The 18,777-nt window shown below is 69.3% G+C and carries 15 protein-coding genes and 1 pseudogene; 9 read left to right on the forward strand and 7 right to left on the reverse strand.

Features of this window, described 5'->3' with window-relative positions; genetic code table 11:
* Positions 1-6: 6 nt before the first annotated feature.
* The 4 genes and pseudogenes from ABZ851_RS14085 to ABZ851_RS14100 all read right to left on the reverse strand — a co-directional run bounded on the left by ABZ851_RS14085 (position 7) and on the right by ABZ851_RS14100 (position 7,587).
* Positions 7-1,011 carry a TauD/TfdA family dioxygenase gene (locus ABZ851_RS14085; RefSeq protein ID WP_361126262.1) on the reverse strand — a complete coding sequence of 335 codons (1,005 nt, stop codon included), beginning with the start codon at positions 1,009-1,011 and terminating at the stop codon, positions 7-9.
* Positions 1,012-1,266: 255 nt separating this feature from the next.
* Positions 1,267-3,756, reverse strand: a pseudogene (locus ABZ851_RS14090) (amino acid adenylation domain-containing protein); the annotation flags it as partial.
* Positions 3,747-6,341 carry a Pls/PosA family non-ribosomal peptide synthetase gene (locus ABZ851_RS14095; protein ID WP_361126046.1) on the reverse strand — a complete coding sequence of 865 codons (2,595 nt, stop codon included), beginning with the start codon at positions 6,339-6,341 and terminating at the stop codon, positions 3,747-3,749. The gene ABZ851_RS14095 and the pseudogene ABZ851_RS14090, both read right to left, overlap by 10 nt.
* Positions 6,342-7,227: 886 nt before the next feature.
* Positions 7,228-7,587: a PRC-barrel domain containing protein gene (locus ABZ851_RS14100; RefSeq protein WP_361126049.1), complete on the reverse strand. Its 360-nt coding sequence runs from the start codon at positions 7,585-7,587 to the stop codon at positions 7,228-7,230.
* 583 nt (positions 7,588-8,170) lie between these two features.
* Between ABZ851_RS14100 and ABZ851_RS14105 the strand changes: the two genes are divergently transcribed.
* From ABZ851_RS14105 to ABZ851_RS14125, 5 genes are all read left to right on the forward strand, one after another.
* Entirely contained in the window at positions 8,171-8,578 is a 408-nt protein-coding gene (locus tag ABZ851_RS14105; protein ID WP_361126052.1) for a DUF6303 family protein, read from the forward strand.
* Positions 8,579-8,630: 52 nt separating this feature from the next.
* A complete protein-coding gene (locus ABZ851_RS14110) occupies positions 8,631-8,759 on the forward strand; it encodes a hypothetical protein (protein ID WP_361126055.1) in 129 nt (42 codons plus the stop codon).
* A gap of 106 nt (positions 8,760-8,865) precedes the next feature.
* The gene (locus tag ABZ851_RS14115) at positions 8,866-10,668 is read left to right on the forward strand and encodes an amidase family protein (protein ID WP_361126058.1); all 1,803 of its coding nucleotides are present in this window, start codon (positions 8,866-8,868) and stop codon (positions 10,666-10,668) included.
* Between the two features lie 543 nt (positions 10,669-11,211).
* Positions 11,212-11,715 carry a tyrosinase family oxidase copper chaperone gene (locus tag ABZ851_RS14120; RefSeq protein WP_361126061.1) on the forward strand — a complete coding sequence of 168 codons (504 nt, stop codon included), beginning with the start codon at positions 11,212-11,214 and terminating at the stop codon, positions 11,713-11,715.
* Positions 11,716-11,755: 40 nt separating this feature from the next.
* Positions 11,756-12,574, forward strand: a complete 819-nt coding sequence (locus ABZ851_RS14125; RefSeq protein ID WP_361126064.1) for a tyrosinase family protein — start codon at positions 11,756-11,758, stop codon at positions 12,572-12,574.
* Between the two features lie 511 nt (positions 12,575-13,085).
* Here ABZ851_RS14125 and ABZ851_RS14130 read toward each other — a convergent pair.
* Both ABZ851_RS14130 and ABZ851_RS14135 read right to left on the reverse strand, forming a co-directional pair.
* On the reverse strand, positions 13,086-13,346 hold the full coding sequence (locus ABZ851_RS14130) for a hypothetical protein (RefSeq protein ID WP_361126067.1): 261 nt from the start codon (positions 13,344-13,346) through the stop codon (positions 13,086-13,088).
* A 401-nt stretch (positions 13,347-13,747) separates the two neighbouring features.
* The gene (locus ABZ851_RS14135; RefSeq protein WP_361126070.1) at positions 13,748-14,266 is read right to left on the reverse strand and encodes a GNAT family protein; all 519 of its coding nucleotides are present in this window, start codon (positions 14,264-14,266) and stop codon (positions 13,748-13,750) included.
* A 208-nt stretch (positions 14,267-14,474) separates the two neighbouring features.
* Between ABZ851_RS14135 and ABZ851_RS14140 the strand changes: the two genes are divergently transcribed.
* The 4 genes from ABZ851_RS14140 to ABZ851_RS14155 all read left to right on the forward strand — a co-directional run bounded on the left by ABZ851_RS14140 (position 14,475) and on the right by ABZ851_RS14155 (position 18,468).
* Complete coding sequence (locus tag ABZ851_RS14140) at positions 14,475-15,302, forward strand: APH(3'') family aminoglycoside O-phosphotransferase (RefSeq protein WP_361126073.1); 828 nt, start codon at positions 14,475-14,477, stop codon at positions 15,300-15,302.
* A 196-nt stretch (positions 15,303-15,498) separates the two neighbouring features.
* Positions 15,499-16,083, forward strand: a complete 585-nt coding sequence (locus ABZ851_RS14145) for a TetR/AcrR family transcriptional regulator (RefSeq protein WP_361126076.1) — start codon at positions 15,499-15,501, stop codon at positions 16,081-16,083.
* The gene (locus ABZ851_RS14150; RefSeq protein WP_361126079.1) at positions 16,080-17,570 is read left to right on the forward strand and encodes an MFS transporter; all 1,491 of its coding nucleotides are present in this window, start codon (positions 16,080-16,082) and stop codon (positions 17,568-17,570) included. The genes ABZ851_RS14145 and ABZ851_RS14150 overlap by 4 nt, the downstream gene beginning before the upstream one ends.
* Positions 17,571-18,072: 502 nt before the next feature.
* Entirely contained in the window at positions 18,073-18,468 is a 396-nt protein-coding gene (locus ABZ851_RS14155) for a peptidase inhibitor family I36 protein (protein WP_361126082.1), read from the forward strand.
* A 131-nt stretch (positions 18,469-18,599) separates the two neighbouring features.
* Here the strand turns inward: ABZ851_RS14155 and ABZ851_RS14160 are convergent, their stop codons facing one another.
* The gene (locus ABZ851_RS14160) at positions 18,600-18,761 is read right to left on the reverse strand and encodes a hypothetical protein (RefSeq protein WP_176956284.1); all 162 of its coding nucleotides are present in this window, start codon (positions 18,759-18,761) and stop codon (positions 18,600-18,602) included.
* Positions 18,762-18,777: the final 16 nt, after the last annotated feature.

Raw genomic sequence — 18,777 nt, forward strand, 5'->3', positions numbered from 1 at the left:
TGGTGTTCACGAGGTGGTCACCTCGACGGTCGGTGAGCAGTCGGCCAGCCGCAGCGGATCGGCCATCGCCACCACCACCTCGCGCGGCCCCTCGAAGGGCTCCCTGCTGTGCGCGGTACGGACGTTGTCGACGAGGAGCAGGTCACCGGCCCGCCAGGGCCGGCGCACGGTGTGCGCCTCGTAGACCTTGTTGAGCAGTTGGACGGTGTCCTCGGTGAGGGGGTCGCCGTTGCCGTAGCGGGTGTTGAACGGCAGCCCGTCGGCGCCGTACTCGTCGATCAGGTACTCGCGGACCTCGGGGGCCATCGTCCACTCGTTGAGGAACGCGATCTGGTTGAACCAGCAGCGTCGCCCGCTGACCGGGTGGCGCACCACGGCGCTGCGGCGCTGTCGTGTGCGGAGCCCGCCGTCGGGCTGCCACTCGTACTCGATCGCGTGGGCGCGGCAGTAGCTCTCGATGGCGCTCCGGTCATCGGTGCCGAACGCCTCCGGCAAGGAGGCACCGATCTCGTCGTGATAGCTGCGGGTGAGCAGCCAGCCCTCCCGCTCGAACCGCTCGGTCAGCTCGGGCGGCAGCGCGTCGAGCACCGCGGTGGAGTCCGCGACCCCGGTCGCTCCGCCCTCGGTGGGTGCGCCGAGGCAGGCGAAGAGCATCAGGCCGGGGAATTCGAGTGTGTAGCTCAACTCGTGGTGCATGCACATCGGCTGGTTCGGCGGCCACTTGGAGGAGGAGTAGACGCCCTCGGAGTAGGTCTGCCGGGGGGCGAAGGATTCCCGCTCCGTCACCGGAGCGAGGCCCAGCCGCTGGACGAGGGCGCCGACCTCGGCCGGGTGCTGAAGATCCAGGCCGCGGACGAGTACCGCACCGTGTTCGAGGACCGCGGCACGCACCGCGTCCCGGTGCTCGGCCGCCCAGCTCGCCGCGTCGGCAGCGGTGTCGAGCCGCAGCATCGGAGTCCGGCCGGGTACCGACTCCAGGTCCGGCAGGGAGGTCGGGAGTGAGGGTGCCATCGTGGTGTCCTTTCGCTCTGCGCCGACGGGAAGCCGGCCGGTGTCCGGGACGGTGGTGCGGCCCGGCACCGTGTCGTGGTCCTGCGCCGTGGTGCGGCCCTGCGCCGTGGTGCGGCCCGGCACCGTGTCGTGGTCCTGCGCCGTGGTGCGGCCCTGCGCCGTGGTGCGGCCCCGGGCCGTGTTGCCCCGCCCGGACTCCGCCGGCGCCCGCGGCGGCGCGGAGCCGGCCGTGGCACGGCTCTCGACCAGCCGGGCCAGGTCGGCGAGGACCGGGTGCCGCAGGAGGTCCTTGGGCGAGACCACGCGATCCAGGCAGATCGCGACGCGTACGGCCGACAGTGAGGTGCCGCCGAGGTCGAAGAAGTTGTCCCGGCCTCCGATCCGGCTCTCCGGGATGCCCAGCGCCTTGGCCCAGGCGGCGGCAAGCCGCTCTTCGGCCGGTGTGGCGGGCGGGAGACGGCCGTCGCGGGTGCCGCTTTCCTCGGTGGTGTCGCCGTCCTCCTCGGTGCCGCCCTCCTCGGTGAGCGCGGCCAGCGCCTTCTTGTCGGTCTTTCCGTTGGCCGTCAGCGGAAGGCTCTCGCGCCAGTGGAAGGCTGACGGAACCATGTACGACGGCAGGGACCGGCTCACCTGCTCCTGCAGTGCGGCCGCGTCCAGCGGGCACGGACCGGAGTAGAAGGCCACCAGCCGCTGAGCCGGGCCGTCCCGTGGCGCGACCACGACGGCACCGTCGCGGATCCCGGGCACCCCGAGCAGGGCGTTCTCGATCTCGCCCAGCTCGATCCGGAAGCCGCGGATCTTGACCTGGGCGTCCTGGCGGCCGAGGAACTCCAGCTTTCCCTCCGGCGACCACCGGCCGTAGTCGCCGGACCGGTAGAGCCGCCTGCCCGCGCGGTGCGGATCCGCGGTGAACGCCCGCCGGGTGCGCTCGGGATCGTTGACGTAACCGCGGCCGACGCAGACTCCGGAGAAGACGATCTCACCGGGGGCGCCGAGCGGCACCGGCGACAGGTACGCGTCGACGAGGTAGACGTGCACATTGTTGACGGGGCGGCCGAGCGGGATCCGCTCACCGTCCGGCACCCGGTCCATGACCTCGTGATTGGTGTCGTCGCAGGTCTCGGTCAGACCGTAGGCATTGACCAGACCGATCCGGGGCGCGGCCGCGAACCAGCGCTGGACGAGCTCCTTCTTCAGCGCCTCGCCGGTCACCGACACGCACCGCAGGGAGCGGAGTTCACGGGGGTGCTCTTCCAGGAAGGACAGGACGACATCGAGGTAGGACGGCACCACCTGGAGCACATGGACCCCGCCGCCCACGATCGTGTCGAGGAACCGCCGCACGTCCAGGACGGCCTCCTGCTCGACCAGCAGGGTCCGCCCGCCGGCCAGCAGCGCGGAGAGCAGCTGCCACAGGGAGATGTCGAAGCACTGCGGCGCGGTCTGGGCGACGACCTGTCCCTCGGCGATCCCCAAGTCGTCGATCTTCGCGTACAGGTGGTTGAGCATCCCCTCGTGCTCACACATCGCGCCCTTGGGCTCGCCGGTGGAACCGGAGGTGAAGATGACGTAGGCGAGGTCGTCCGGGCCGACGGGGACGGCGGGGTCGCTGTCGTCGCCGCTCTCCTCGCACGCCGCGTCGAGGAAGAGCCGCTGGATCCCGGGCAGCGACTCCAGGGCCCGGTCGAGGGGAGCGGTGCTGCCGGGTTCGGTCAGCACCAGCCCGCACGAGGCACGGGAGAGCATGGTGGCCATGCGGTCGGCGGGGAAGTGCGGCTCGATCGGCAGGTACGCGCCTCCGGCCTTGAAGACCGCGAGGACGGCGGTCAGCCAGTCCAGGTTGCGTTCGGTCACCACCGCGACCACGTCTTCCCGGCGCAGTCCCCGTGCCAGCAGCGTGTGGGCCACCCGGTTGGCACGGGCGTTGAGCTCCTGGTAGGTGCATTGGCGGCCGGCGTGCACGGCCGCGACGGCGTCCGGATGCGCCCGCACCCGCCGCTCGAACAGCTCGTGGAACCGGTGGTCCGGCAGCGCCCGCCGCGGCCCGGCGAGCCCTTCGAGCTGGAGGTGCAGTTCCTCGGCGGACAGCAGACTCTGCCGCCCGTGCGCCGCGTCCGGATCGGCGACGATCAGCGCGAGCGCGGTGAGGTGGTACCCGGCGATCCTGGCGGCACACGCCTCGTCGAGCACATCGGTCCGGTAGCGCAGCCGCAGCAGGTGCCGGCCGTCCCGGCACACCACCGCCACCCGCAGCACGGCGGATTCGGCCGTTTTGTCGCCACCGGTCGGATCGAAGACCGTCTCGGGCGACGGAACGGACCGGTCCGGCGTTCCCCCGGGGCCGTCGGCCCGATCGCCCTCGCGCGCCGGCAGCTGGGATGCGACCTGATGCGTGTCGCGCACCAGCGTCCGCCACGTCGTGGCCGCGGTCGACAGCCGGCAGGGCGACGGAGCGCCGCCCGCCACGGCGACATAGCCGGTCGCTACCGTCCGCTCACCGGACAGTGCGCCCAGGACCTTGGCGTGCGCGGCCAACAGCACCGAGTGCGGTGTGACGCCCCACTCCTGGGCCAGCCGTTCCAGCGCCGGCAGCAGGTACTCGGGTATCACCGACTCGTGTGCCGCGGTGCCCGGAACCGGGGTGCGCGTCCACCGCGGGACCGTGGCGAACCCGCCGGCGGCGGGCTCTTCGCGCCGGAAATCCACGTCGTTCGTCAGCGGCGTTGCCATCGGAGCTACCTCCATTCCCCGCCGTCGCCCCGGCTCAGCTGCCGGGCCGGATTTCCTCCCCACCACGTGTGGTGCGGGAGGACTTCGCCCTTCATGAGGAAGGAGTCGGGCGCGAGCACCGCGCCGTCGCCGATCGCCACGCCGTAGTGGACGAAGGCGCCGACGCCGAGCGTGCAGCCGGAACCGAGCGTGCTGCGGTCGGACTTGAAGGTGCCGTCCTCCTGCGAGTGGCACTGGACGACGCTCCCCGCGTTGAGCGTGCAGCCGTCCCCGATGGTGACCATCGTCCGCTCGGTCAGATAACAGCCGTCGTCGAAAACCCTGCTGCCGATCCGGACACCCAGCATCCGCCAGATCACGCTCTTGAACGGGGTCCCGTCGAACATCCGAAGGTACGTCTCCGACGGCACCTTCCAGTAGCGCTCACGCCGCCAGAAGCGGAGGTCGTAGATCGAGCAGAACAACGGGTCCGTGGGATGGCAGGCCGTGACGGCACGTTCGACCAGCACGTAGTACACGGCCGTGAACAGCACGACGAGCACGTCGGCCAGCGCGATGGCCGCCGCACCGAACGGGGCGTAGAGGTCGGCGGCGGCCGAGACGAGCAGCGTGACCAGGAAGAAGTAGACCCACCGGACCAGCAGGTACCACGCCATGGTGGCGGCATTGTGCCGGTTCTTGGCGGGCAGCCGGCGGCGCAGCTGCTCCTCGCTCTTCAGCCCGTCGAAGCTGCTGTCGCGCTGGACCGACCGCGGGATCTCGAAGCTGGGCGAGCCCAGCAGCCCCACGTCCTTCCGGACCTCGCCGTCGATGGGGACCATGACCTTCGTCGCGAGCAGACAGTTGTCACCCGTCCTGCCCCGCGAGGGGTAGGCGATCCGGTTCCCGAGGAAGTTGTGCGCTCCGATCGACGTCCGGGAGACACGGAACGAGGTGCTCGAATAGTCCGCGTTGTTGACCGACAGCCCGTCGGCGACCATCGTGCCGCTGCCGACGGAACTCAGGTACGGGGTCTCGTGCTTCACCTCCGTGCCGAAGTTCGACCCGGTCTGCTCGATCCGCGCCAGGTCGTACCCCAGGCACCGCAGGTAGTGGACGATGCAGGAGCTGTCGCCGAACAGGCGCATCAGCGACCTCCTGTTGGTCATGAAGGTGATCGCCCGGTGCACCCCGTAGTGGAAGCCGTACAGGGGATAGACCTTGCCCGGTGTGAGGGCCCGGTTCAGCAGGCGCGGAACCGTGATCAGCAGGAGGAGACCGAGGGGGAAGGCACCGAAGAAGACGACGAGCGAGAACGCCAGGGCGTCACCGTAGAACGTCCAGCTCGTGAGGGCCGAGGGCCCCGGCTCCAGGGCCGCGGCCAGCTGCGGGGCCGCGGCGAGCACGATGTCCACGGCGCCGATCGCCAGCGGCACGTACACCAGCAGCACCGCCAGCAGCTGCAGGACGCTGTGGAGCAGCCTTCTCGTGGCACCGCACTCCGCCGGGCCCACCACCTGGTAGTCCACCTCGGTCGGCTGCGCCGGTGACCCGTGCCAGTGCTCGCCGTCGGGCACCGCCTGCCCGCTGTGCAGCGAGGAGGCGTGGCCGAGCTGGGCCGCGTCGCCCAGCGAGGTGTCGATGTCGAGGACAGTGGCCTCGCTGACGACGGTGTTCTTCCCCAGGGTGACCGTGCCGGTCTGGATCACGCCGGCGTGGGCCCGGTAGCCGTTGAAGTACGAGTCCTTGCGGATCAGCGCGCCCTCGCCCACCGCGAGCAGGTCCGTGCACACGGGAACGTTCCTGGAGAGAATCACGACGCGTCGCCCGATCCGCGCCCCCAGCGCCTTGAGATAGAGCGCATAGAGCGGCGACCCGGCGAACAGGACCAGGGGATCGGAACGGATGAGCGTCTTGACTATCCAGAAGCGGACATATGCCAGGCTCCAGACACGGATCTGACGGGGTTTCCACCGGCCGATGAGTACCCACTTCAGCAGGATCGGAAGGACGGACAGGCATCCGAAGCCCGCCGCGCCGAACAGCACCGCGCGCAGGTACGCGTCGAACACGCCGGACCCGGCGGAGATCCACGCGTAGCCCCGGGCGGCGATGTAGGCGACGAGGCAGGAGTATCCGAGGAAGGCCAGCAACTGCAGCGTTCCGCAGAGGACGTAGCGCGGCGTGCCGGTCGGAGCCGTCGCCACCGGCGGGGGAGCCGGCGACTCGGCGCGGGCCGCGGGGGCCGTGCGGGCACCGGGGGCAGCGGCGGCCATGGGGGCTGTGGCGGCCGTAGGGGCTGTGGAGGCAGCGGGCGCGGAGGCCGTGAGCGCCGTCGCCAGGCTCCGGATGGTCGGGTTCCGGTAGACGTCCTTCATCGATACCGAGGGCAGGTCCGCATGCTTCCTGACCCGGGCGCAGAACTGTGCCATCACCATCGAGTCGGCGCCCAGTTCGTCGAAGAAGTGGCTGTCGACCGACACCTGAGCGACGCGCACGACGTCAGCCAGTACCGCAGCGAGAACCCTCTCGACACCCGCGGGCGGGGGGACAACCCCGCCCCGGACCGTGGTGGATTCCGCCAGATCGGGAGGCAACGCTTCAAACGACTTTCCCGCCATGTGAGCTCCCTGGGGAAGTTCCGGCCGCCGTCGTTCAGTGCCCTGGCGCCTGGCGCCTTTGCTTGTTCCGGCGCAGGCCCGAGGGGGCGAACCGAGCGGTGGGTGAGGTGCCGGCACGGACGGCGGAGCCGCCAGCGGGAAAACGGTTCCCGCTTATCGCCTGCGCTCGACACGAGAGACGGTCAGACAGCACAACCTTTGTTCGATGCTAGCGTGGGAATCCGTTGGGGACATTTTGGAAAAACTTTCTCATCTGGGCCGCGTATCGAAAACCTGGATACGCGCCCCCTTCCCGACCGGAATCTTGTGCGCCCGCGACCGGCCCGTTTCACCCGAATGGGGGCACGCGGGTGCGGCCCCTCCGCCCCCGAATACGCCCACGTCCACGGCTCCTCAACAGGATCTGACCCGCATTTCGGCGGGGGCGGCGAGGTGCATTACGGATTCACCGGCAATAACTTTGATGCTCAGCGAGCCGGATATGTAACGGAACGGAAACAGAATAAGGTGGGGCGGAATGTAAGGCCCGTGACACATGACGTCTGCATTGTCGCCGGGGAAACCGTCCTATCGCTCGTTGCGGAAAACGGCGAGGAGGTTATGCATGCCGAGAAAATCGGTGGATAGCGGCCCTGATCGCAAAGTGAAGGGGCCGGCATTCACTCGTACGGTTTTCTGGTGCGCCCGTCGGGGAGACCGGGACGAGCCAACGTGCCGTGAGCCGGCATACGTCGTGCCGCCGCGGCCGGAAGCCGGCCGCGACGGCATGTAAGTCTGCGCGCAGGTAAGTCTGCGCCTGTGTCAGCGTCTCTGCCCGCACCGGCGTCCGCGGGTGCGGGCAGAGGGCAACGGCCTGCTACGGCGCTCGGCCGGATGTGCGCGTTCCTCAGAGGGCGGCGGGCTGTCCGAGCGCGGCGTAGTACCTGCCGACTTCGGTGAGGTAGCCGACTTCGGCGGTCTGGCTGTCAAAGGCAAAGCGGGGCGCGGCCTTGATCTTGTCCCTGGCATGGGTGACCGTTACCGTCCTGGCGGCGGTGTCGACGGAGTGAACGATTCCCGCGGGGACCAGAAGGCTCTTGCCGAAGACCCACACACTGGTGTCGACGATGAGATGCTGCCTGCCCGGCTCGTTCATCTGACGTTCCACTTGCCCCAACGTCCCGTCAGGGGTCTCCACGGTGAACCCCGTCAACGGCTCCTGACCCTGGTAGCCAACTTCTGCCGGGTACGCCCAGATGTTCTTCATGACGGTCGGTTCCTTTCTCTGTGCACTATCGGGCCGGGACGGTCCGCGGGGTTGACCGCCGCCGCAACACCGTCCCGGCTCGCCCCCTGCCCTACCCAGGTAACAGAACGTCACACTGACAGGCATCCAGAGAGAGGCCAAACCAGGGATGGCGGCGGCCCGGCACGGCGTCGCGGCTGACCTCGGCCACGTGCTTCCACCTGCGACTTCGCCCACTGTCGGGGACCATGGGCGAGTGGCATCGGGAGGATCCGCGGGAGCGGAACCCTTGCATGGCCGGTGCGCTGGGTAAGCGCAGGGAACACCGTTCACGGTTACGGCCACGGCCACGGCCAGAGCTACGGCCAAGGTCACAGTCACCGACGGGGAAGAGGTGGGCTGATCGGGTGGTTCGGGGTTTGCCGTTCGCATGGCGGGCAAGCTCCTCGCCCACAACGCATCGACGACAGGTCATGAGGTCAGCCCCACGAGACCGGTGCCGCGTGCGGTCCGCTGCCTTCCGCCCGCCATCGCTGTCCTGGCCGTCCCCCGCGTCGTCGGTGCCGTCGGTCGTGGCCGATGCCGCCTGAAGTGAGGAGTACTCGTGAGTGCCGATTTTCCCGTCCCGCAGACCGATCCCGTCGTCCCGCAGGACGAGGTCCCGGACCCGCAGGCCGAGCTGCCCGGCCCCGAACCGGAGCCGACGGCCCACGGACACCTCACCCGCGCACAGCTGACCCGGCCGCCCGGCGACGCGCGCTGGGAGATCGCTGTGGTCCTCTACGGTGTCCCCGCCGACGAGTGGCCCTCCACGGAGCTGCCCGGCCCGTACGTGCCGACGCTCACCGCACGCGGGCAGGCGCTCGCACGCCTGGGCTACGTCCAGACCGGCCCCGGCTCCCACTACTGGGAGTGGGCCGAATGCCAAGACGGCGACCACGACCCCGTACAGCTGATGGCGCACACCGAAGTCCAGCCCCTCGGCCCGGACCCGTCCTCTCCTCTTCGATGAGGCAGCAGCCGAAGCCACGGACATGCACCATCGGGGACGCACACCCCCGCCGATGAGCCGGCCCGCCTACTACACCTCCCACGGCGGAACTCAGCCCCCGCGGATCGGCAACGCCGGGGTCAACGACATCGGGGGCCTGGCGCACGGGTGGCGGGTCCGGGGCGGGCAGCATCCGGGGTGACGACGGCGGGGCGGGGGCGGCGGGGCGGCGAGGCATGGCGGCATAGCGCGCGGGGCGCGCTGCGGCGCCCTTGTGCCGGACGCCGGGATGTAGTGCGCTAACTCTCATGGGGAAGACGAGTGTTGTTGCCACACTGGCCGCTGCCCTGGCGACAGGGTCTCTTCTGACGGGGCTGACCAGCCCGACGGCGCTGACGGGCCCGACGGGTTCGGCAGGTCCGACGGGCCCGACGAGTTCGGCGGGCGCGCCGCCGCATGCGCCCGCGGTAGCCGCTGAAGCCGACTCCGGCCCGGGCGGTTCACCGCAGTCGGCCGACGCGCCCCCGGGGCCGGGAGTCGACCTCGACACGGTGACGATCCCGGAGTTGCAGGACCGCATGGCGGACGGTTCGCTCACCCCGTCGGCGCTGACCGCCGCCTATCTGCGGCGGATCAAGGCCATCAACCCCAAGATCCACGCTGTGCTGCGCACCGACCCGACGGCCCTGCGTCAGGCGGCCGCCAGCGATGCCAGGCACCGGCACGGCGGCACCCGCGGTCCACTGGACGGCATCCCCGTTCTGCTCAAGGACAATGTGAACACCCGCGATATGCCGACCACGGCCGGGTCGTCGGCGCTGGCCGGGACCCCGCCGGACACCGATGCCCCGCTGGTGACCCGGCTGCGGGACGCGGGGGCGGTGATCCTCGGCAAGACCAATCTGTCCGAGTGGGCGAACTTCCGGGCGGCGAAGCCGACATCGGGTTGGTCGGCGGTGGGAGGACAGACCCATAACCCGTATGTACTGGACCGGAATCCGTGCGGGTCGTCCTCCGGTTCGGCTGCCGCGCTCGCCGCCTCGTTGTCGCAGGTGGCGATCGGTACCGAGACGGACGGTTCCATCGTGTGCCCGGCCGGGATGAACGGGGTGGTGGGCCACAAGCCCAGTCACGGACTGGTCAGCCAGACCGGCGTGGTGCCGATCTCCGCCGAACAGGACACCGCGGGGCCGATGGCCCGCAATGTGACCGATGCCGCGCTCACCCTTTCCGTCCTCAGCGGTGGCGACGCCTCGCACCCCGGCCGAACCTCGTCCCCTCGCCGAACCGCGCTTCCTGGCGGTACTTCGCATCCTGCTGGTAGCAGTTCGCTCCCCGGTGGCCGCTCCGGCGGCTTCGGCCCCACCAGCCCCCTTGGCTCCCCGGACCTCCTCGGCGAGCTGACGCACCGCGGCAGTCTGCACGGTAAGCGGATCGGCCTGTGGCGGCTGCCCTCGCTCGGTCCGGAGGTGGACGCCGTCATGACCCGCACGGCAGCGAAACTGCGTACCGCGGGAGCCGAGGTCGTGGAGGTGACCCCGCCGTATCAGCAGCGTCTCGCCGAACTCGAATTCCCGGCACTGTACAGCGAGTTCCACCGGGACATCGACGCCTACCTCGCCACTCGCCACGGCCCTCGAAACCTCGCCGCACTGATCGGTTTCCACCGCACCCACCCGGCGGAGCGGACCTGCTTCGCCGGTCAGGAGCTTTTCGAGCGGGCCCTCGTCGCGCCTCCCACCACCGACCCCGCATACCGCGCCAAGCGCGCCGAGTTGAAGGACCTCTCCCGGCGCTCCCTGGACGAGACCCTGAGCACCCACCGCCTGGACGCCATCGCCGCGCCGACGAACCCGCCCGCCTGGACGACCGACTGTGCCCGCGGCGACAACGATGTGATCCCGTCCTCGACCCCTGCCGCCGTCGCCGGCTACCCGTCGTTGTCCGTGCCCGCCGGGTTCGTGAACAAGCTGCCCGTAGGCCTGCTCCTGATGGCCGGTGACCATCAGGATGCCGCGCTCCTGTCGCTGGGTGCCATGGTGCAGCACCGACTGGACGCCTGGCGGGCACCGGGCTACCTGTCGTCGGTGGGGCCCGACACCTCCCGGTGAAGTACCGGGTGACGGCGCCCGGCCCAGCCACACGAGATGTCTCCTCGCGCGCGGAGTAGTCGCCGTCCACCCCCGGTCCCGAGCGCGCCGGACGAAGACACCTCACTCACACCACTCTCCACTCCATTTCACTGCGCACACCCATCTCCACTGATGCGAAAGCACAAGCCCCAAACACCACTCACCTGAAGGCCCGTACATTCGCGCCGAGTTCCGGCCGTGCGACGTGTCACGGTTTCGGCCGCGCGAGGAAAGGATCTGCGGCTGACAGCGCTCCGTAGCGCGGAATATCCGGTTCCGCGCGCCGGTGCGCCGGGGCGTGAGTACGATCACCGCTGTTGAACTCTGCACCTTCCCCCAGGTGTTGTCTCGTTCGTTGCCTGATCCGGCGGTGCCACTTGATGATCCGTTCGTCCCTGCCAGCATGTGGCGGCGCGGGCCGATCTTCGGCACGCCGGCTGAAGCCCTCCTCTGCTGTCCAGCTACACCGGCTACACCAGCCACAGAGGAGGAGCCGAGACGAACAGGACAGAGGAGTGGAACATGTCGCGTCCCACCCGACGCCAGGTGCTGCACGGTAGCGCCGCGGCCCTTGCCGGAGCGGCGCTCGCCGCACCGGTTGCCCTTGCCGACACCGCCGTCGCTCGCCCCGTCGGCGGCCACGGACACTCAGCGGGCGAAGGGAACCCCGGAAGCAACGGGCACCCCGGGGGGCACGAAATGCCGGAGCCCTTCAACGAGATGTACGAGGGCCGTCACATCGAGGGCTGGCCGGCCGACGAGCAAACCCCGGAGCACGGAAGCCACGGAAGCCGTGGGAGCAAGGGGAGTCATGCAGAGGCCCCGGCCGGCCAGGCCGGCCCGCACGACGGCATGGACTTCGTCGTCCGCATCGACAATGACGACCTCCATGTGATGCGGAACGCGGATGGCACCTGGATCAGCTTGGTGAACCACTACGAGACGTTCACCACGCCACGCGCCCTGGCGCGCGCCGCCGTTCGTGAACTTCAGGGCGCCGACCTGGTTCCGGTCGTCACCGGCTGACGCTTGCCCCTGACCGTCCCCCCACCGAGGAGTCCTCGACATGGCAGTCCGGAAGAATCAGGCGGATCTCACCGCCACCGAAAAGCGGAACTTCGTCGACGCGGTGCTGGAGCTCAAGCGCAGCGGCCGCTATGACGAGTTCATCAGCACCCACAACGCCTTCATCATCGGCGACACCGACGACGGAGAACGGACCGGCCACCGGTCCCCGTCGTTCCTCCCTTGGCACCGCAGGTTCCTGCTGCAGTTCGAAGAGGCCCTGCAGAGCATCACCCCGTCGGTCACCCTCCCCTACTGGGACTGGACCGTCGACCGCACACCCCGCAGCTCCCTGTGGGCGGACGACTTCCTCGGCGGCGACGGGCGGAGTGGTGACGGCCGGGTGGCTTCGGGGCCGTTCGCCTTCAGCAACGGCAAGTGGCCGATGAACATCCGCGTGGACGGCCGGACGTTCCTGCGCCGCTCGCTCGGCACCGGGGTCCGCGAACTGCCGACCCGGGCCGAGGTGGATCGCGTACTCGCGATATCCACCTACGACGCCGCCCCCTGGAACAGCTCCTCCGATGGCTTCCGCAACAACATCGAGGGCTGGCGCGGCCCGAATCTGCACAACCGCGTGCACGTCTGGGTCGGTGGGCAGATGACCACCGGTGCCTCGCCCAACGACCCCGTCTTCTGGCTGCACCACTGTTTCATCGACAAGCTGTGGGCCGACTGGCAGCGGCTGCATCCCAAGTCGGGGTATCTGCCGACCGGCAACACAACCGACGTCGTCGACCTCCACGACACGATGAAACCGTGGAACGACGTCACCCCGGCCGATCTGCTGGATCACACCAAGTTCTACACCTATGCATGACAGGTGCATGACAGATTCGCCGGTCTCCGGGTCCTGATGCCACCGGGTCGGGCGCCCGACCCGGCGCCCGACCCGGCGCCCGACCCGGTGTCCGACTCGGTGTGCGGCTCGGTGTCCGGCTCAGTGCCTGGCTCGGCGCTGGAGCCGGCGCCCGAGACGGGGGCGCCAAGTCCCCGGAGGCGTCCGCGATCTGCGGCCTCGCCTCCGACCGCGTGACCCACCTGCCGGCACGGCCTCGCGCGCTACGGCGCGGGGCCGTGCCGGTGCTCCGGGCAAGCCATCCGGCGGGCGCGCTCCGCAGCAGAACTCGCCGACCGAAGAACCCACTGTGTCGACTCGCGCACGGAATGTGTTCACGACCGTCCAGGTTGCCCGGTAAGAGACGCAGCCCCAGCGGGCCCCTGTCCTGGTGGAATGGCACGGAATGGCGGATGCCCGGGATGGGGGATCCCGGGCACCAGGTGGGTCGCAGGCTTGACCATCAGGAGGCGACGGTCATCAGCGGCCGCCGTCAGCCGTAGATGACGATGACGCTGGGGCCGAAGTCGTAGCCGTAGTAGCCCCCGACGCCGTAGTAGTCGCCATAGTCATAGCCGTAGCCGGGGCCGTAGTGGTCGCCCCAGTCATGGCCGTCGTGGCTGGAGTAGCTGAATGGCGCATGTGTCGGGGTGGTGGCGGCAGCTGTCCCGGCAGTGGCGACTGCTGCGCCACCAGCCAGCAGGAGCCCTCCTGCGGTCAGCGCGATGGCTCGTGTCATTCGATTGGTGGACATAGGTCCACACCTTCTTATTGCTAGGGATTTAGCGGCCGCCCCGATGGTGAGTCCTCGCCGGGCGAGAATCAGAGGGCCGGGAGCGTTCCCTGGGTGATCCGCCTCCCGGCGGCCGCCCAGGCGAGTCCGTTTTGCCGCTTATGTACCTCTTATGTGAAGCTTACACCTCTTCCTTGAAACGTCTCAAACAAGAGAGGGGTAAGAGATGGGTAATACATCCAATGCTGCTCGGCTGGGTGCTGCACGCCTACCTGAGCCGGCACAACACACCAATGCCCGCCACCGGGACGTCTGGCTGCCGAACGCCGCGGACGCGCCGGCATCCGTCAGGAGAAGGGCATCAGCTGGGGCGGCCAACCCCTCCCCGCCCCGGCCTGACCACTGTGCAGGGCACACCACCGTCACAACTCAGTGTTGTGCCACCAACCTTTCCGTCCAGCGGGTGGAGCCGGGCGTGCAGGGACTTCAAAGATGAGTTCACGCCCGTCCTCTTCGTCCCACTGCTCTCCGACCTCGACGAAGCCGAAGCCCGAGATGGTGGCCAGGGATGCCACGTTGTCAGGGGTGATCGTCGCCCGCACGGTCGTCACCGCGGGTTCGCCGGCTGCCCGGCGCAGCAACTCGGCCAGCGTGGACCGAGCGTATCCGCGGCGACGGAAGTCGGGAGCGACGGCGTAGCCGATCTCGACCATGCCGTCTCCATCAGGCGGTCCGTGGAATCCGGCGTGTCCGACGACGAGGCCCCGGCAGTCGACGACTGCTTGCCGCACCATCCACCGTGCACGGCCCGGATCAGCGGCCATCTGGTCGAGCCGGAGCCTCCACAGCCACTGCGCCCTGTCGCTCACGAAATACTCGGTCAGCGAAACCCCCGCTGCTCTGCTGGCCCTGGACAGGTCTCCATCAAGCAAAGCGGACATCGTCCCGCCAGACAGCTCAACGAAGCGGACGTGTGTCGGGCTCCGCGTGAATGGTCTTTGGTGAGCGGCTTCATCTGTCACCGGCGGATGCTCGCCGACCAACTCGAAGGAAGTCCAGCGATTTTGAAGCGGTCCTGCAGCAGAGGTACCGACACCTGCCTCACCGCACCCGGCGCACCTATGCGGTCACAGCACTACAGTGGCCGCTGTGAGCAAGCATCCCGGACCTCGGACCGTGTCGCCGGTGCTGCTTGGCGCTGGGGGCGGTGACGGCGACTGGTTGCCCGTCACCGCGGGTGAGTCGGGAGCCGTAGTCTTCCGCAGTGCGGACGCTGCCCGGTACGCCAAGTGCGTTCATGCTGGGGACACCGTCGACCTGGAAGCCGAGCGCGACCGGGTCGCATGGCTGGGTGGCCAGGGCGTACCGGGGCCCCGTGTGCTCGACTGGCACAGCGGCAGTGCGGGCGCCTGCATGGTGACCAGTGCCGTCCCCGGCGTACCCGCTGACCAGGTGTCCGCCGCGGACCTGCGAGTCGCTTGGGAACGCATCGCGGACGCCGTCCGTCGGCTGCACGAGGTGCCCGTGGGGGAGTGCCCGTTCCGCCGGGGGCTGGACGTCATGGTCGCCGTGGCACGCGACGTCGTCACCCGCGAGGCGGTGAACCCGGATTTCCTCCCCGTCGAGCAGCAGCACACGCCTGCCGCGGAACTGCTGGCCCGCCTCGTCCCACAGGTCGCGCGACGGCGGGACCAAGAGGCCGCTGACACGGTCGTCTGCCACGGGGACCTGTGCCTGCCCAACATCATCCTCGACCCGCAGACCCTGAACGTGGCGGGCTTCATCGACCTGGGCCGACTCGGGGCGGCCGACCGTTACGCGGACCTCGCGCTGCTGCTCGCCAATGCGCGGGAGACATGGCCGAACGAGGAGCGAGCACGGGCCGCGGGCCTGGCGTTCGCCGAGAGGTACGGCATCACCCTCGACCACGACCGCCTGCGCTTCTATCTCCATCTCGACCCGCTCACCTGGGGTTAGGGGCTGACGTTCCGCCGCTTCTGGGGGCTCGCTCCGGCGCACCTGTGGATGACTCCTGCGACTACGTCTGTTCTGACGTCCTCTCCCACGTCCTCTCCCACGCCCTCTCCACCTCCGGTCCCCCTGTCGGCGGCTATCAGGCCGTGCGACGGAGCGAGCGTAGACACTGTCTACTCGGCTCTGGTAGACAGTGTCTATGAATGAGCAAGACGCGGGCCTGCGTGCCCGGTTGGTTGCGGTCGGCGTCGACCTGGTGACCAAGGAAGGGATGCAGGCGCTGACGCTACGGGAGATCGCCCGGCGTGCAGGGGTGTCGCACGGGGCTCCGCGGCGTTACTTCCCGACCCATCTGGCATTGCTGTCGGCCATCGCGCGAGAGGGGTTCGCCGAGCTGGCCCAGCAGATCACCGAGGCGGCCGGGGACCACCGGGCCGATCCCCGGGCCGGGCTCATGGCGCTCGGTCGCTGCTACCTCGACTTCGCACTGAACCACCGCGGCATGTTCGAGCTGATGTTCCGTCATGATCTGCTGGAGAGCAACCAACTCGGCCTGCGGGAGACCAGCCTGCCGCTCTTCCGGTTTCTCGTCGATCTGGTAGCCCGGGCACTGCCCGGCGCCGAGACCGAGCCTGCGGTCCGCGCGGGCGCCCTGTGGGCGAACCTGCACGGCTTGGCCCAGCTGTGGGCGTGGGGCAGCCTCCCACTCGCTACCGGAGGCGACGATATCGAGCCGCTGCTCCGGGCCGTGCTGGACGCACACCTGGGGTCGACGGACCGGTGACCACACGACTCCACCGGCGCCTCACTCTCGTCGGCAGCATCACCGGGGCCGTACTCGTCGCCCTGGACGGCACCGTGCTCACCGTTGCCCAACCCACCCTCCAACGGGATCTGCACGCCTCGTTCGTGCAGGTCCAGTGGACCAGTACCGGCTACCTCAGCGCTGTGGCGAGCCTGCTCGTCTTCGCCGGCCGACTCGGTGACCGGTACGGCCACCAACGCCTCTTCACCATCGGGATCCTGGGCTTCGCCCTTACGTCGGCGGGAATCGGCCTGGCGCCCGGCATCGGCTGGGTGATCGGCCTACGGGTGGCCCAGGGGATCTTTGGGGCTCTGCTGCAGCCGGCCACCTTGGGGATGCTGCGTGCCACGTACCCCCGCGGCCAACTGGGCATGCCGATCGCCCTGCGCACCAGCGCCATCGGGTTGTCAGCCGCCGCCGGCCCCGTCCTCGGCGGGGCGCTGGTCGCCCACCTGGGCTGGCGAGCCGTCTTCTTCCTCACGGTGCTCCCCGGGCTCGGGACCGGCGTACTGGCTCTGGCCGTACGCCTTCCGAAGGAGACCCCGGCGTCTCCTCGGGAACCTTCGGCCGGCGCCATGGACCGCTCCCTTGCCAGCCACCTCGACCTCCCCGGGGCCTGCCTGCTCGCGGTGTCGCTGTTGTTTCTGGTGCACACCCTTGTCGCTCTGCCGGAAACGGGGTGGACGGCGGGCACGGTGACCGGAGCGGTGGCGGCCGCAGCCGCCGGTGCCGCCTTCCTCCGTCAGGAGCGGCGTAGTACAAGTCCCTTGCTACCACTCGGATTTCTGAGCTCGCCGCCCGTCGCCGCCGCCTTGGCCGTCCTGCTCTCCGCGTCCGCCGCCTTGTTCGGTGCACTGTTCGTCAGCACCTACTTCCTGCAGGGCGTCCTCGGGCTGGATCCGCTGCAGAGCGCTCTGCGGGTGCTGCCCCTGGCCGTGCTGATGGTGCTGGGGGCGCCGGCCGCGGCGGTGCTCCAGCCTCGGTACGGTGCCCGACGTACGACCGTGACGGCGATGGTTCTTCTCGCCCTCGGCGTCCTGGTGCTGTCCCAACTCGACCGGGCATCGACGGCACCGGCCATCAGCGGTGGATTCCTTCTGCTGGGCGCCGGGTTCGGCACGGTGATGGTCACCGCGACAGCCGTCCTCGTGCACCAGGCGCCGGTGGCACACGCCGGGGTGGCCGGCGGACTGCAGCAGACCGCGATGAACACCGGTCCGACGCTGGGCGTCGCGGTGGCAACCATGCTGATGACCCTCATCGCACCGACCGCGGCCGCCGAAGGACCGTCCATCGGCGGAACGCACCGGACCCCCGAGGCTTTCACCGCAGCCATGAGCACCACGTTGCTGGTGCTCGCGTCCCTCGCCGCGCTCGGAGCACTGGCCGCGGGCGCATTGCCACGTCCAACGAAGGGAGCCGGGGCACCGCAGCGGTCGACGGCTGGTGCCGGGAGGGCCGGCTGAGGATGACGACTTGCTTGCTCGTACTTGGTGTCGCGGCCTTGCCATGTCTGTGTGGCGAGGTGATTCAGTCATCGTTGAACGGGGGTGCGAGGGGGAGCGGGGGAGCGGGAGGGCGGCACACACCCCAGCAGGCCCCAGCAGGAGTGAGGACGCCACAAAGGGAAGTACGCATGACGCGCGCAACCGAACAAAAATTCACCACACGACAAGGCTATTGCGCGAGGGCGAGCCGAGGCGCAATCACATCCATGCGTTCAGTACGTGTCCAGGGCTCATGGAAAGGTGTCCGATGTTCGGTAAATTGAGCATCTAGGAATCCCGGTATCTAGGAATCTCGGCATCGAGGCATCGCGGTATCCCCACCCCGAATGTTGAACTTCGCACGAAGAGGGAGCAGGGGCCCGTCGTTGTCAGATGAGTAGCTACCGGTCGGCCCGGACATGCCGTTCACGGCCGTTCAGGCAGTACCCATTCCATCGCCCAGAGGATTCGGAGTAGGTCATTGTTCCGCAAGCGTGAAAAAGTCCTTGCAAGCTTCGCCGGCGCCCTCGCATTCGGCGCCGTCGGCTTCACGGCCCCGGCACAGGCAGCGCCGAACTGCCCGGGGGAAAGTCTCTGCTCCTACAGTGGGCCTGGGCTCTCGGGTGACGTCACCGTTATTCCGGCCTCGAATATCGAGCAGGCGGGCACTGACGGTGTGAAGCTGCCGACTTCGGCACGGTCATTCGTCAACGGGACACGCTTCACTCTTCGTTATGGCCCCGCCCGGCGGGCGATCTGCGTCCGTTTCCCCTGCTATCAGTACGCCACGGTCGGGAAAATCGCCCCGGGGGCCCAGCTGCCGTCTCTCCCCTACGCCGAGAGAGCCCTCACCGTGGGGGAGGACTTCGGCGACTGATCGGCGCCGGGGTCGGGTGTGGGGCCGGCTCGCTGTGACGTAGGGGGGGAGGCGTGCCCGGCATGCCCAGCAATGCATGTAACCCGCCGGTAGTCGTCGCGAACCGGCGTCCGTAACGTGCCGACGATCGCTCAGAACAGGTGGGATGCCATCCACATGACGAGTACGTACAGGCCCGCCCCGGCCCCGCCGACAACGGCGAGCCACAGCAGCGCCCCGACCGGCCACGGGACAGGTTCCTCGGGCTTGGGAGGGGTGACGGGGCAGCAGTTCGAGCAGTGCGGATCGGGCATGCCTCATCGTTGCGCA

The sequence above is a fragment of the Streptomyces sp. NPDC047049 genome (assembly GCF_040643995.1).
Classification (GTDB): Bacteria; Actinomycetota; Actinomycetes; order Streptomycetales; family Streptomycetaceae; genus Streptomyces; species Streptomyces mooreae.